Raw genomic sequence first — 14784 nt, 5'->3', positions numbered from 1 at the left:
TCAAAGGAGTGGCTCTTGAGAGCGCAAAGAGTTTGATTTAATTGGTGAACACCTGATGGCTTTTGCATGCAAATGCAGCATGGAGATTGGTTTTGAAGTTGCTTTCCAATCAAAGATGAAAGCACCATTCAGTTTGCAGGCGGTCATTACGTTGAGCAATCGATGCCCGGCGCCAATCCCGAGCGTGACAAAATGGTTAGCGATGCAATAGCTAAATTATAGCAGGGTCAATCTGCTGTAATGGTTCGCCAATAAGGCGGATCTTTTTTTATTTAAGATGTACAATTTAGGTAAAGTGGGGAAACGGGTTGGCTGATGTCACTGAAAAATCCCACCACAAGAAGCTGTAGCAGGACTTTAGGTTGAGCTTATAGGATGATACTGTTCTAAGGGTTGGAGGGATTAATCAGCTAACCGTCACCATGGGTATATAAAGTTATGCCAGACGAAATTGGTATGCTTGGCACTGTCACAATCGGAACAAAAATAATACTAAGAACCGTAAGAAGTATAACTGCCTTTTTCTTCATGAGAATTCCCTCCCAAAAGTAAAGTTTGATATTGCTCCCTTATCTCTTGACTGGCAATATTTCTAAACCTTTCAAACAGAGTTACACTTTCCAGTATATACTTCTCATTGTTTATCTGCTGGAAATTTTCTATTGTTTTTAACAACAAATCAAAACCTTTAGGATAATCGCCTTTATGCAAATGGTAAAATGCAAGTTCATACATTAATGTAGCCCGACGATCAAGTGCCAACTTCCGGTTATATCTCCCCGCTATTAGTTCACTGATATCTTCTTGAATTTCTTGATTGAAATAATTTAGTATATCATCAACATTTAATTGATACTTATTAGCTACCCTAACAACATTTAGAAGCCCCGTTACCTGTTCTTCTTTATGCTTCTCTATATAAATTTTATATCGTTCAATAATTTCGTTTTCCCCGCTCCAAAGCCTTGCTAGACAAGTATTAGCCTCGGACCATTCCATAAACAGACTCTTCCAACGCTCGACCTCATCTTCCTGCTCTCTCACCCAGCCCAAATCAGAATAACGGCTTATGTAACCCAAAGCTCCCTCATAATCCCCAAGCTCATCACAAACATTCCCCCGCAACAAATCACTGTATGCAATGTAAAAGAACAGCGGTCTGCCGGGGAGCTTCACGGGTTCTGATGCTCTGTGTTCGTGCTGGACCTTCAGGTCATACTGTATTCTAGCCTTATGCCCCATCTTGGCTGCACATTCATCGACCTTGTCCCAGCGCTGTAAAGACCGGTATGTATTGGCAAGCTCTTTGAGTGCATCCAGTTGATCGACTTCATCGAGCCGTTCCACAAAAGGCTCAAACCGGTTCGCAGCCCACAGGTTCCGGTTCTGGTCATCGCTGAGCGAAATAATAAACAGCCTGAATTGGCATAGCGCCAAACGTTCTGAATGCTGGTAGCGTTCGGCTTCAGCAACAATCTCGTAGATAGCAGCAGCAGCTTCCTTTTTCCGGGCTTTGAAGAGTTCTTCCGCACTATCAAACAACAATGGAGCGTACATCAGATTGTCCATAATATGGCGGGCCAGGCGCTGAATACTGCCCAATCTGTTCAGGTCAGCACAGCGGAGCAATAGCGGTCCAATCCTTCTCCAGTCTGAGGAACCACGGATAATATAATCATCGATATACAAGTCATAGAAGTATCCTTTCTCCTGTCCCATGGCCTCGGTAATCCGATCTAGCTGCTGCATCGCAATAGGCCGGTGTCCGCGAAGAATATTGCTGAGTGTCCCCGAATGAAGCTGAGAACGCTTGGCGAATTCCGTGATCGATAATCCCTTCTGCCGCAAATACTCCTCCAGTTCCGATAACATCGTAGTCGTTGCCTGCAAGTCCTAACCACCCTCCCTATTTAATTTGTATTTATAGAATAAAATCCCTTTTCTGTTATACAAAATATACCAGCGGTCGATTCATTAATCAAGTACTGATTATGTATTTTTCCTAAACTTTAAAATTTTGGCATTAGGGTTGCCACTATTGGTACAATGGCCATCCTGCTCACTTTCATGAATAGAGTTATGAATAGTTTCGGGCACAAAAAAAAGACCTTGAGGATTCACTCAAGGCCTAAAAAAATGCTCACATCCTATAACCCAAAATAATATCCCCGTTGTCCTCAAACTCCCCAGTCTCGGTGAATCCCACACTCTTATAGAGCTTATTAGCCGCTAGATTAATCGGGATATGCGATACCCTAATCTGTGTGCAATCCTCGCGGTTGTTCAGCATCTTAATAACCTCTTTAATTGCTGCTTTCCCGTACCCTTTGCCCTGAAATCTTCCGTCAATCATAAATCTCAGAATCCAATAGTAGCCGTCTGTATATGCTTCATTGTCAAACAGGATAAATCCGACCATCTCTTCTTCATTGAAAATACCATAGGGTACAGAGGTAGGTTCGTTGGTCGCATGTACAAGTGAGTCGGCATTACTTGCCACCAAATCCAGTTGCCCGGCACTTACACTCAATTGGGTGCACTCCTGTTCCATCTCAGGGGTAATCTTATGTAATTGAATATTCACGGTGTAATCTACCTCCATATTGTCTGATCTAAAATGCACTAAAAACATGAAATGGTTTTTGAAAAATCATACTGTAGTTGTCAATACACTCTAATTCAATCGAATCATACTGAACCATAAATTGCTTCATATTTTCATAGACTTTCTTAAACTCTTTATAATCATCTTCTTCACAATGTGATGCAGCTATTTTATTAAAAGCCTCTTTTAGCCCAAAATCCTCCTGTACATGATCTAATCCCGCAGATAACCATTTAGTTGGATAAAAATATTGATTATTTAAGATATATACCAGTCGAAGCATTGCTTCTATTGCTCTATATTGATAGATCCGCCCTTCAATTATATTATTTCTTTTCAATGCTTCGCAGAAATTGTACTCGCCACTGTCATTAATTGTAACCCATAGACCACGAATAATCTTCTTTTTTATCTCATCCGGATAGCATTCAACCCTTTTTTGCGATAATGCTAAGATTCCTTTGGGGTCCCATACTGGAATAGCTCTCATAATATTGTTTAACGCATAAGGATCAAACTCATTCCAGAATCTATCCATTTCATCATTCATAAGGAGATCAAATTTCCAATACGCTCCGCTAAACCCGTAAGATACTCGTACCCCTTGATACCAATAGGTTTCGCCCGTAAAAAGTTCTCTGATTCTTTGACGGATATCCTCATCAATATCCATGTCGATATAATAATCTAAATCAACATCCGATTTTTCATCACAGAATCCATATGCAACCGAACCTTCAATGAAGATCATCATATTATTGACAACCTGTTCAGAAATCAATCGGAGTTTTGGAAGTATTACCGTTTCGAAATGTTCCTTACCCTTTCTTACGAACTCATTCTGCCTCACTCCTCCAACCCCCTCGCCGCCTCCCCGTACTCCTGAATAATCAGGCTGCCGCCGCTGGTCTTCCATTTCTCCACCTCCCCGGCGAAGCCGGCGGCGTCGATGTTGCCGAGAATATAATTGTAGGTGGCATCCACGATGATCGCGGACAGCTCGGCGTTCTTCTCGTCATAGGTCGGCGAGGTGAGTGACACGGTGGGGTCATCGACGAGAAACTGCTCGTTATCCCGGCTGAGCTGGTCGGCCAGGGCGGTGAGCTGCTCCTTTTGCGCGACCTCCTTGATATGGGTATTGCCTACATCGGCGATCATCAGGGAATTGAGCGGATTGACCTCATACACCCGCAGCTGGGACGTTTCTTCCGGAAGAATTACTTTGCCTTCCCCGTCCAGCTTATAGTGGCGGCCCTCGAAGCCGTAAGCCATCAGGTTGGCTACATCCTCATCCATCGTGCGGTCGAAGAATCCGAGCACCTGCTTCAGCTCCTGCTCGGTAGCAATGGCTTTACGTGAAAAGAGGTACAAGCCGTTGTACTTGGGTATAGACCATACCTTATATCCGTCCGGTCCCTTAATCCGGTTAATCAGCGTCAGCTCCGCCTTGGGGTTGATCGCCTTGGCCTCAATGGATAGCCGCTGCACATCCGTCATACTCCCGATGAAGATCCCGGCGGTTCCCCGGATGAATTTGTCCCGCTGCACTTCCTTGCTGGTCAGGGCGAAATCCTGGTTAATGATCCCCTCCTTGTATAATTTGCGCATGAAGTTCATCGTGTCCATATACTCGGGCGTGGCGAATTCCGGGATGAACTGTCCATCTTCGATTTCCCAGTTATTCGGCGTGCCGAAATAAGAGCTTAACGTCTTGAATACCCCGTACACCAGATCGTTGCGGTCCACCAGTCCGAGGGTATCTGCCTTGCCGTTGCCGTCCGGGTCCTTCATGGTGAACTGCTTCATCACCTCATACAGCTCCTCCAGCGTACTAGGCGGACTGAGATGCAGCTTCTCCAGCCAGTCCTTGCGGATAATAATGCCCTGCCGGGAGGCCGGTCTTTCTGTATAAAGTCCATAGATTCCCCCATCCACCGAAGTCTGTTTAAGAATCGCCGCATTCAGCTGACTGAGATTCGGAAATTCCGCCAGATAGGGACCAATCTCCCAAAAAGCGCCGGAGCGGATCATATTCTTAACCGGATTATAATCGGTGAATTTCACGAACGTCACTTTGCCGAGCGAGCCGGTAGTCAGTGCGGTATTCATTTTGTCCGTGTAGACGCCTTCCGGCACCCAGGTAATATCGAGCTGAGTCCCGGTCAGTCTCTCAATCTCGGCGATCAGCTCCGCTGAAGGCGTCTGCGGAAAATGCAGCGGTGCCAGAATCGAGATCGGTGCCGGGGCACCCGCTGAATCGGAACGCTCAGACTCCCCCCCGCTGCAAGCGCTTAACATCATGAACGATAAGAACAGGATGAAGCACCCCGCAAGAGCTTTCTTTCTGCCCGTTAACCGGTTGAACATTCCATAACCCCCTGAAGCGTAATATTTATCTGCCTTAGAAGCCTATCTATTGAATAATGCAGCTTATGTATGAATGATTAGAGAAAATGATTATTGCGGCACCAGATGATTATTGTTATTATCCTTCGTGATGCATACACTTAAGACAGTGATTTTCCTATTTCATGCAAAGGTGCTGAACTCTGTTGAAACGTCTTAGCTTTCTCAGTAAATTAACTATGTTCGCGTTCGCCATCAGCATCCTGCCGGTGCTGTTCATTGGCTCATTCTCCTACTTCACATCCTCCAGCGAAATTCAAAAAAATGTTAACGAAAGCAAAAAGGAACTCATTTTACAAATTACCTCAAATGTAGAACATAAGCTGAATACTGTCAACCAGACCTTGAACCAGGTCGTGAACTCTTCGGTGCTGAAGAAGGCGCTGAACAACCCGCTTAGTGAAAACGATTTCATTTTATATAACGACATCCGCAATGAAATCCGCAATATGCAGTCCTTCGATACGAAGCTGGAGGATGTCATCCTGCTCAATCAGCGCCAGAACTGGATGATCAAGAATTCCGGGCTCTACCGGCTGAATGAATACCGTAATTACGAGCAGCTGACGAATCTGCTGAATGTGGAAGGCAGCTCTTCTTGGGTGCTGAACCCTTCCTCCCTGTTCTACAGTGAAGAGAGCATTAACGTGACCGGCTGCAATTACAGCATCAGCCTGATTAAGAAGCTGCCGACCACCAAGCTGCAGAAATACGGACTGGCTCTGGCCAATATTCCGGCCTGCAGTCTTCAGGACTTCATTAATCCCGATATGCAGCCGCTGGACAGTATTATGGTGCTGGATAAAAGCGGACGGATTCTGCTGCATCCGGACCGCAAGCTGATCGGAGAGCCTGCCACAGCGGCCGGCTTCACGGGCTTCGAGCAGATCGCCACTGCCGCCGAGCCGTCGGGACAATTCAAGACCAAGCTTAATGAAGCCGATTACTCGATCACCTATATGCGTTCCCAGTTGAACGGCTGGATCTATTTGTCGGCCACCTCCATCAAGAGCCTGACCCGCGAATCCGGCAAAATTGGCACCTACACGGTATTCGTCTGCACATTCATGCTGCTGTTGTCTGTCCTGCTGGCTTGGCTGGGCTCCCGGCGCATGTATACACCTATCGAGCGGCTGCTCACCCAGATTGGACTGCGCCGTCCCGGTCTGCGGGCAGGGCGTACGGATGAATTCCAGCTTATTGGCGAACAGGTGCATTCCCTGTTCCAATCGAAGTCGCAGCTGGAGAAGGAGGTCAGCCAGCATCTCGGACAGGTGCGGACCTTCTTTCTGATTCAGGCGTTCGGAGACAATCTGAGAAGACGCGAGCTGATGGAGGAGCTGGAGCAATACGGGTACGGCAAGCAAGTCGAGGAATGGAAGACGATGGCTGTGATTACGCTGAGCATCGACTTCTCCGAGGAGAACAGCTATGAGAAAAAGGATCTTAATCTGCTGTTATTCGCAGCGCATAATATGACTCAGGAGCTGGTCTCTGCGCAGCACAGGCTAACCCCTGTGATGATGGGGCATGCGCTGACAGTCGTCATCGGCAGTGAGGAGGAGAGCACGGAAGCTTTTCACCGGATGCTCTATGCGCTGACGGAGAAGCTGCAGCAGGAGATTAACGGGGTCCTGAAGCTGCAGGTCAGCATTGGGCTGAGCCTGCCGTTTCATTCGTTTGACAAAATGTCCATTGCCTACCGGGAAAGCCTGGAGGCTCTGAAGCACCGGATTACCCTGGGCAAAGGTATCATTATCCAGTACGAGAATATCAATTCCGGCAAGCATTATCTCAATTTGAACTACCCGACCCACACGGAAAATGACCTGATGGATGCCATCAAGCTGGCGGACAGCGATAAGGCGAAGGAGCTGCTGCATAAGCTGTTCAAGTGTATTTTTGCGCTGGGACTGTCGCCGCAGGAATATCAGATTCCGCTGACCCGGCTGCTGAACAATACGCTCATTATGATGCAGGAATCGGGAATTACGCTGAATCAGATCTACCACGCGGGCGGTTCCCTGTTCGAGGAGCTGACCGATCTGCATATCGTGGCCGAGATTGAAGACTGGTTCTGGACTATTGTGATTCAGCCGGTCATCGTCATCTTCCACAGCAGGCAGAACGCCCAGTATCATAATATCTCCGAGAAGCTGATCGACATCGTCCAGCATGAGTATGACCAGGATCTGACGCTGGAGGAGTGTGCTTCCCGGCTGCATTATAACGCCAACTACATCAGCAGTGTATTCCGCAAGGAGACGCAGTATTATTTCAGTGATTACCTGACCATGTACCGGTTCAAAATGGCCAAGAAATGGCTGGAGGAGACCGATATGCCCGTGAAGGATATCGCCTCCCGCCTGAGATACAATAATTCACAGAATTTCATCCGTTCCTTCCGTAAGCAGGAGGGGATGACCCCCGGCCAGTACCGTGACAGCTTCCATACGAAGCTTAGAGCGGTCCCGGGCGATGAGTAGGGGCCTTGCCTTCAGGCGGGGCCTCGAGCCTCTTCAGCTTTCTTTTTCTGATAAACCATGTAAGAAGTACAGCCAGAATAAGCAAGATGCCGCCTGCAGTAATCGCAATATTCCTGATATCCGGTACATAGACTACCAGCTGAATCGGCTCGGAATCCGCAAGCGACACATGCCAGGTTAACGTGTTGCCGTCTTGCTCGGCCGCATTATTAGCCCCGTATAGATCATAGGGAATCGTTAATTTGAAATCGACGGAGAAGCTGCCCATCAGCAGCCGCACCAGGGACTTAGGGACATTCAAGCTGCCGATGCCGTCGATAATCTCATCGGAGTAGGCGTTCAGCTTAGGCTGGGCCACCACATCGTATTTGGTATACAGCCACCTGTGCGTCTGTCCCACTTCAGCCTCCACAATATCAAAGCCGCTGCTGCTGTTCTTCAGCTCCTCCATTGAAGCATACGATTTATGAAATTGATATTCCGTTGATTTGCCGCTTGCTGTCTTCTTCAGCTCTATGCCTGCGGCCGCCAGCCGGGTGGTTAGAAGCTCCTCCACCTTGCCGCTGACCAGCTTCTCAGCCCGGGCATCCAGCAACAGACTGAAGGCCAGATCCAGAGAGCCGTCCTTCTTCACGGTTACATGGGCCGTGCCTTGCGCGCACCCTGTAAGCAGCAGGACAAGCATAAGCATCATCAGTATTGCCTTAATTCGAGTCCCGTTCAACCTGCGTTTCTTCAACCTCTGTCCCTCCATCCGCTGACTGTTGCTACTAGCTTAACCGAACCTTGAAGAAGCGAATCTTCGCCCATAGAGTCAAGCTTATCACATGCCGGGGAGATACAGAAAGCCCCCAGCCTGCGGATATCCGTAAGCTGGAGGCTTCCCTGCGCATAATCCTGTTATTTTTTCAAATGATAAGGGACGGTAGTGATAATGACATTGCGCCGGTACAGCAGATGCGCGCGGATCAGCAGACTGGACTGGTTATGCAGAATGTTATGCCAGCCCTTCTTCGGTATGAATTGAGGGACAATGACGGTCACCTGATAATTCGACTCGCTGGCCTTGCGCTGAACCGTATCAATGAACTTGGTCAATGGATGAATGATGCTGCGGTAAGGCGAATACAGCGTCACTAACCGCACCTCCGGGTGGAACTTCTTCCACTTCTCTTCGAAGATGACGTCATCCTCCCGCTCGAACGGGATGTGGACGGCAATAATCTGCTGCGCGCCCAGCGACTTGGCATACCGCAGAGAATTCTCCACCACATGAGTAATACCGGCCACCGGCAGGATGATGATATTCCCTTCAATCGCCAGCGGCGGCTCCCCGCAGGTGGCTACCCGCAATTGGTCGGCGACCGATTCATAATGCTTGTAGATGCGGTAGAAGAACAGGATAATCAGCGGCAGGAAGACCAGAACCGGCCAGACCTGCGTGAACTTGGTCAGGAAGAACATCATCGTAACAATGAAGCTGATCAGCGCCCCGATTGCATTGATGATCAGCTTGGGCAGCCAGCCTTCCGGCTTGTGCCGGAGCCATTTGACGATCATGCCCGTCTGCGACAGGGTGAACGGGATGAAGACGCCGACTGCATACAGCGGAATAAGATGCTCTGTCCGCCCCTTAAAGGCAATGATCAGGATAATCGACAAGATACCCAGGCTGAGAATTCCGTTCGAGTACCCCAGCCGGTCTCCGCGAACGGTGAACATCCGGGGAATGAATTTATCCTTCGCCAGATTCACAGCCAGCAGCGGAAACGCGGAATATCCGGTGTTCGCTGCCAGAACCAGAATTAAGGCTGTTGTTCCCTGCACGACATAATACATGAAGTTGCGGCCAAAGACATGCTCGGCAATATCGGACACCACCGTAACCTGTTCACGCGGAGCAATGCCGTAATAATACGCCAGGAACACGATGCCTGAGAATAACAGCGCGAGCAGAATTCCCATCGCCGCTAAGGTTTTGGCTGCATTATTCGGTGCCGGCGCCTTGAAATTGGGGATCGCATTCGATATGGCCTCCACCCCAGTCAGCGCCGAGCTGCCTGAGGAGAACGCCCGCAGCAGCAGGAACAGGCTGATTCCGGCCACCGGTGTTCCCAGTGAGGTGTGAAGCTCCGCCGGTACTCTTCCGGTCAGCACATTGAACAGGCCCAGTCCGATCATAATGAACATCGCCAGGACGAACAGATAGACCGGGTACGCCAGGAAAGAGGCCGACTCGGTGACCCCGCGCAGATTCAGTGTCGTGATCAGCAGGACGAATATAATGGCAATTATTACATTATAAGGATGCAGACTCGGAAAAGCTGAAGTAATCGCATCCGTTCCCGCAGAGACACTGACAGCTACGGTTAGTATATAATCGACGAGCAAGGAACCCCCGGCAATCAGACCCGGATATTTCCCCAGATTCTCCTTGGATACGACATAAGCTCCGCCGCCTTGGGGATAGGCAAAGATGATCTGCCTATAGGAGAGTATCAGAGCCAGGAGCAGCACCAGTACCCCGCCCGCAATCGGAATGGAATACCAGAATGCGGCTGTACTAACCGTGATCAGCACCAGCAGAATCTGCTCCGGACCATAGGCCACAGAGGATAAGGCATCCGAGGACAGAATGGCTAAGGCCTTGGTTTTGTTAAGCTTCTGTTCTCCCAGCTGATCGGACTTCAGCGGCCGTCCGATCAGGAACCTTTTTACCGAAGACATCATTATCACTCACCGACTTTTTTTGTAGTTATATTACCCCTAGTGCACAAATAAAATCTAGACCTATAATTGGGTACAGACACTATTTTTGCTGCCGTTCGATACTACATTAATTCTTTTATCACCATCTGTATATATGCAGATATCCTAGACAAACCCTAAACCATGAATAACAAATGATATTCGCCGAAAGACACAGCAAAAGGGACCAAGCAGGCTTTCCGCTTCGTCCCTTTTGCTTATTTCAGCTTTTTTTGCTATATTCAGCCATTTTCAGGAAGTCTCAGAGCCAGTCCTGTGTAAGCAGCGTCCGCAGCAGCTCCACCTGCTCCCTGCCGATCCGTGCCGTGATTTCGGCTTCAATATTCTGCTTGATCTCCAGCATACTCCGGCAAGCCGCTGTCCCCTTCGCAGTGAGCACGATAGGCTTGTCCCGGCTATTCCCTTCCTTAGCAGCAGTATCCACGTAACCTTCAGCCAGCAGATTGTTGATCGTCTTTTGCGTTCCCTGGCGGGAAATGCTGATCAGCCTGCTGATCTCCGAAATGGACAGAACGCCGTGCTGCTCCAGCATCGCCAGAATATGCGTCTCCGTCTTATTCAGCGGCTCCCCGCTCATCTGGTTCACCTTGTCCCGCAGCACCTTATGCTTCTCGCTGATCATGTCGACCAGATTCAACCCGCTCATATATTCCTTCATTTACAAGACCTCCATTATAGAAATGCAGTTCCGTCTTACCGGAAATCCCTGCCGTCCTTATTGTCAACTAGGTTGACAATAATCCATCCCACTGCTACTATAAGTGAAGTTTGACAAACTTACATTTAAGGGAGTTCGGAAACATGGGCACTAACAAAAAAGAAGCTTTAATTTTCACCAGTATGATGTGTTTTTGCATGGTCGTCTTTATGTCTTTCTATAATGTAATTATTTCTAACGGATTCAACAGCAGGCTGTTCACGGATGTGGCTGCGGGCTTGCTCCCGGCACTTGCCGTTGCCCTGTTCTGCGACATTGTGGTCGTTGGCAGAATTGCCAAAGGGCTAGCCTTCAAAATAGTGAAGCCGTCCGCACCCCAGATCCGCAAAATTCTAACGATCTCATGCTTCATGGTCTGCGGCATGGTCATCCTCATGTCTCTATACGGCACACTAGCACACTTCGGATTCGGGGACAACTTCTTCCGTCATTACTTCTCCATCCTGGGGCTTAATTTCATCTGCGCCCTGCCGCTCCAGCTGCTGGTGGCCGGTCCGCTGACCCGGTTCCTGTTCAGCCGGATGTTTCCGGTCCGTACGGCAGCGCCGGGCGTCTAGAGCTGGCGTGGACCGGTGCCGCGTTCCCGCCACACCAAAAAGGGTGCTCAGCCAGCCATGATCTCATGGCTGTGCGGAACACCCTTCTTTGCGATTCATCCTATTGATTATTTATTCCATGAAAGATAATCGTCCATCCCGCAGCCGTACACTGCCGCCCTTAGCATAGAAGCTTAGGCCCGAGCAGATACCTCCAGGGAAGACCAGGCTGGTGATGGCGGTGAGGCCATCATTGGCGAAGACCTCTACTGAACAGGCATCCAGCAGGATACGCAGGCTCTTCAGGCTGCCGATTCCCCCTGCACTCTGGAGATCGGGAAATATGTCCGAGAAGCCGGTCTCGCCGGACTGATCTCTGTGCAGGGTTAGAGTGTCTTCAGCAGCAGAGTAGATGAGTTCAGTATACTCAGTAGCTGTATGATGAATAATAAGACCGAATTCTTCCGCTTCATTGTCCGCAAGCGCAAGCCGCAGCTCCAGGGCAGAATCCTTGCACTTGATCTCCTGGCGCTCCCCCGGGAGCAGCAGCATCTCCGGCAATGCCGCAGACTCTGCCGCGAAGTAACGATCCAGCTCTGCTACCGGCTGCTGGCGGATCAACATCCGGCCGTCTGCCGCATCACGCAGCGTCAGTACCCGCGGAATCGTCATCGCTCCGCGCCAGCCATCGCTTGGAACCTGATTGGCATACCGCCAGTTGCTCATCCAGCCGATGAAGATCCGCCGCCCGTCCGCAGCCGGAATGTCGGAGAAGCTGACCCCTGCGTAATTGTCCTTGCCATAATCCAGCCAGCGGATGTCGCTGTGCTCGGGTGTGAAGACGGAGCCGTCGAACTCACCCACGAAATATTGCGTCCGCGAGCCGTATCTCGCCCCGCTGTTATCACCGATGCTGACCAGCAGCACCCACTTGCTGTCTCCTGTCCCTTCCACCGGTAGCTGGAACAGGTCCGGGCATTCCCATACCGCATCATGAGAGCCTGCGCCGTTGCCGAATTCACTCTCCAGGCTCCACTCCCGCAGATTCGGGGAGGAGTAGAAGGTGATTGTCTGATCGGTTGCCAGTACCATGATCCATTTCCCGTGAGCTTCGGACCAGAACACCTTCGGATCACGGAAATCCGCCTTGGAAGGATGGGTCAGGACCGGGTTACCTGCATACTTGCTCCAGGTCCGGCCATTGTCATGGCTGTAGGCCAGGCTTTGTCTCTGCACAGAAGGCGACATCTCCGTCGGCTCCAGATGGCTGGTGTAGATCGCAACGATACCCGGCTTCTCCGGGAACAATCCGCTGGTATTATTCCAGTCAACGACTGCGCTGCCGGAGAACGCATAGCCGTAATCATCCGGGTACAGCGCAATGTCCAGCTCCTCCCAGTTAATCAGATCTTTACTGACCGCATGACCCCAGTGCATCGGCCCCCAGATGGAGGAATGCGGATGATACTGATAGAACAAATGATATTCTCCTTCGTAATAAACCAGTCCATTCGGATCATTCAGCCAATGCTGCGCCGGCGTAAAATGCAGCGCCGGCCTGTGTTTGGTTCTCCCCATAATTTCCACTCCAATTACCACCTTTATCTATTTATATGTTTATCCTATGCCCCAGCTATTGCTGGCTCAGCCTTTGTTCTTGAGATAGCTGTCATATCCTCTTTGCTTGATCTCCAGCCATTTGTCCAGCCCGAGTCTGGACAGCTCTGCCTGATAATCCTTCCATTCCTCTTCCACTTTACCGGTCTTGGTCCATTCCGCGCGCTTGCGGTTCACATAAGCGAACAAGTCCGTCTCAATGGCGGTCAATTCCTTCTGATCCTCCAGGGAGTAGAAGACACGCGGGAAGTTGTTATCGGCCTTCATATAAGGCACCAGCTTCTCCTTCATGAGGTCCAGCCGCCAAGCGGCATCATCCGGCTTCGTAGTCACCTTACCGTAGTATTCATCGAGGATCGCCAGCGGACCGCCGATGCTGGTTTTCTGGCGCAATTCAACCGGAGCCGCGCCTTCCAGCGGCAGATGCTTCAGCATTTTGGCCGATTCATCGTATTCAAAAATATTCTGCTGCGTCTCATCCCCGTACGTTCCCCAGTTGTCCTCAACCGACTGCTGCGGCTCATAGAGCTGGTCAATCCACTTGGCAGTAAGCTCCAGATTCTTGTTTGAACCGGTAATAACCATCCGTCCACGGTCAAAACCGAAGTTGTTCGTACGGACTACATTGACCTCTCCGTCCGGCCCGGCAAGCGGCTGCATCAGATCATATTTATCGTTGAACCCGGTAATATTGGCTTTATCCCACTGGAAATAGAGACCGTATCGCCCGCTCTGCCCTTTGGCCAGATACGTATTGTAGTCCTGTTCGAAAGCCTCTTCGTCGATCAGATCCAGCTGGTACAGCTCGTTCAGATACTTAATGCCCTCTTTATATCCGTCCTGGCCTGCGGTGAAGAGCACTTTACCGTCATTGGTAACCACCGTGTGATCGCCGTTATCCCCGAGACCGAACGAACCGAACAAGAAGTTCATATCCTCATTGCCGTTATTCAGCACAAAAGACAGCGGAATCTCATCCTTCTGGCCGTTCCCGTTCGGGTCATCATTCTTGAAGGCGACCAGCACCTTCTTCAGCTCCTCCGTCGTGGTTGGCATCGCCAGTCCCAGCTTTTTCAGCCACTCCATATTGATCCAAGGCATCCCGTTGACCGAATGAATGCTCTCCTTGCCGGAGCCCAGCTCCTCTATCCATGGAAAAGCGTAGATATGGCCGTCCTGCGCCGTCATCATTGATTTGTACTCCGGCGCGGCTGCAAGCACCTTTTGCAGATTCGGCATGTACTTCTCAATCAGCTCCTCAAGCGGAACGATCGTCCCATCTTTGCCCAGGGTCAGCAGATCGTAGTCCGAGTAGGCGGCATCAATGATCGCATCCGGCAGGTCTCCGCTGGCTACCGCCAGATTTCTTTTCTCGACAAAAGAGTCATTCGTATAGTTGGTGAAATTAATGTGCACACCGGACTTCTCTTCCAGCCGCTTGTAGATCAGCTTCTCGTTCGGATCGGCAGGCGCCAGCGCTGAACTCTGGGACATGAAGTGCAGCGATACCTTCTCTTTAAGCGGCAGTGTCACATTCTCCAGCTTGTAATCCTCGGAGGCCGAAGATTTGCTGTTTCCTCCGCCGCAGCCGGCAAGCACGGAAGCCGAAAGTGCCAGCACAGACAAGGTTTGCAATGTTTTTTTCAT

General features: G+C 49.9%; 11 protein-coding genes. 2 read left to right on the top strand and 9 right to left on the bottom strand.

What is annotated here, in order from left to right:
- Positions 1-492: 492 nt before the first annotated feature.
- The 4 genes from MKX42_RS06555 to MKX42_RS06540 all read right to left on the bottom strand — a co-directional run bounded on the left by MKX42_RS06555 (position 493) and on the right by MKX42_RS06540 (position 4972).
- On the bottom strand, positions 493-1890 hold the full coding sequence (locus MKX42_RS06555) for a helix-turn-helix domain-containing protein (protein WP_340751797.1): 1398 nt from the start codon (positions 1888-1890) through the stop codon (positions 493-495).
- A 250-nt stretch (positions 1891-2140) separates the two neighbouring features.
- Positions 2141-2584 (bottom strand): GNAT family N-acetyltransferase, encoded by a 444-nt coding sequence (locus MKX42_RS06550; RefSeq protein ID WP_340751796.1) that lies wholly within the window; start codon positions 2582-2584, stop codon positions 2141-2143.
- A 28-nt stretch (positions 2585-2612) separates the two neighbouring features.
- Positions 2613-3521 carry a DUF4037 domain-containing protein gene (locus tag MKX42_RS06545; protein ID WP_340751795.1) on the bottom strand — a complete coding sequence of 303 codons (909 nt, stop codon included), beginning with the start codon at positions 3519-3521 and terminating at the stop codon, positions 2613-2615.
- Positions 3452-4972 (bottom strand): extracellular solute-binding protein, encoded by a 1521-nt coding sequence (locus MKX42_RS06540; protein WP_340751794.1) that lies wholly within the window; start codon positions 4970-4972, stop codon positions 3452-3454. Before MKX42_RS06540 ends, MKX42_RS06545 begins: the two co-directional genes overlap by 70 nt.
- Before the next feature lie 185 nt (positions 4973-5157).
- Between MKX42_RS06540 and MKX42_RS06535 the strand changes: the two genes are divergently transcribed.
- On the top strand, positions 5158-7497 hold the full coding sequence (locus MKX42_RS06535) for an AraC family transcriptional regulator (RefSeq protein WP_340751792.1): 2340 nt from the start codon (positions 5158-5160) through the stop codon (positions 7495-7497).
- On the opposite strand, the gene MKX42_RS06530 is transcribed toward MKX42_RS06535, so the two are convergent.
- The 3 genes from MKX42_RS06530 to MKX42_RS06520 form a co-directional block, all read right to left on the bottom strand.
- Positions 7472-8236, bottom strand: a complete 765-nt coding sequence (locus MKX42_RS06530) for a hypothetical protein (protein ID WP_340751791.1) — start codon at positions 8234-8236, stop codon at positions 7472-7474. The genes MKX42_RS06535 and MKX42_RS06530 overlap by 26 nt on opposite strands.
- Positions 8237-8397: 161 nt before the next feature.
- On the bottom strand, positions 8398-10227 hold the full coding sequence (locus tag MKX42_RS06525) for an APC family permease (protein ID WP_340751790.1): 1830 nt from the start codon (positions 10225-10227) through the stop codon (positions 8398-8400).
- A gap of 280 nt (positions 10228-10507) precedes the next feature.
- A complete protein-coding gene (locus MKX42_RS06520) occupies positions 10508-10924 on the bottom strand; it encodes a MarR family winged helix-turn-helix transcriptional regulator (protein ID WP_036732520.1) in 417 nt (138 codons plus the stop codon).
- 143 nt (positions 10925-11067) lie between these two features.
- Here MKX42_RS06520 and MKX42_RS06515 point away from each other — a divergent pair, with 143 nt between their 5' ends.
- Complete coding sequence (locus MKX42_RS06515; protein ID WP_340751789.1) at positions 11068-11541, top strand: DUF2798 domain-containing protein; 474 nt, start codon at positions 11068-11070, stop codon at positions 11539-11541.
- A 111-nt stretch (positions 11542-11652) separates the two neighbouring features.
- On the opposite strand, the gene MKX42_RS06510 is transcribed toward MKX42_RS06515, so the two are convergent.
- Together MKX42_RS06510 and MKX42_RS06505 are read right to left on the bottom strand one after the other, a co-directional pair.
- Positions 11653-13098, bottom strand: coding sequence for a glycoside hydrolase family 32 protein (locus tag MKX42_RS06510; RefSeq protein ID WP_340751788.1), 1446 nt, complete (start codon positions 13096-13098; stop codon positions 11653-11655).
- Positions 13099-13164: 66 nt separating this feature from the next.
- Positions 13165-14784, bottom strand: coding sequence for an extracellular solute-binding protein (locus tag MKX42_RS06505; RefSeq protein ID WP_340751787.1), 1620 nt, complete (start codon positions 14782-14784; stop codon positions 13165-13167).

This window comes from Paenibacillus sp. FSL R7-0204 (genome assembly GCF_038002225.1).
Classification (GTDB): Bacteria; Bacillota; Bacilli; order Paenibacillales; family Paenibacillaceae; genus Paenibacillus_AQ.
The sequence above is the reverse complement of the archived record's forward strand: the minus strand, read 5'-3'. Positions and strand labels throughout refer to the sequence as shown.

Coding starts and splice junctions, on each gene's coding strand:
- MKX42_RS06545 (WP_340751795.1), bottom strand. CDS start 3,521: ATGGAAGACCAGCGGCGGCAGCCTGATTATTCAGGAGTACGGGGAGGC.
- MKX42_RS06540 (WP_340751794.1), bottom strand. CDS start 4,972: ATGTTCAACCGGTTAACGGGCAGAAAGAAAGCTCTTGCGGGGTGCTTC.
- MKX42_RS06525 (WP_340751790.1), bottom strand. CDS start 10,227: ATGATGTCTTCGGTAAAAAGGTTCCTGATCGGACGGCCGCTGAAGTCC.
- MKX42_RS06520 (WP_036732520.1), bottom strand. CDS start 10,924: ATGAAGGAATATATGAGCGGGTTGAATCTGGTCGACATGATCAGCGAG.
- MKX42_RS06515 (WP_340751789.1), top strand. CDS start 11,068: ATGGGCACTAACAAAAAAGAAGCTTTAATTTTCACCAGTATGATGTGT.
- MKX42_RS06510 (WP_340751788.1), bottom strand. CDS start 13,098: ATGGGGAGAACCAAACACAGGCCGGCGCTGCATTTTACGCCGGCGCAG.
- MKX42_RS06505 (WP_340751787.1), bottom strand. CDS start 14,784: ATGAAAAAAACATTGCAAACCTTGTCTGTGCTGGCACTTTCGGCTTCC.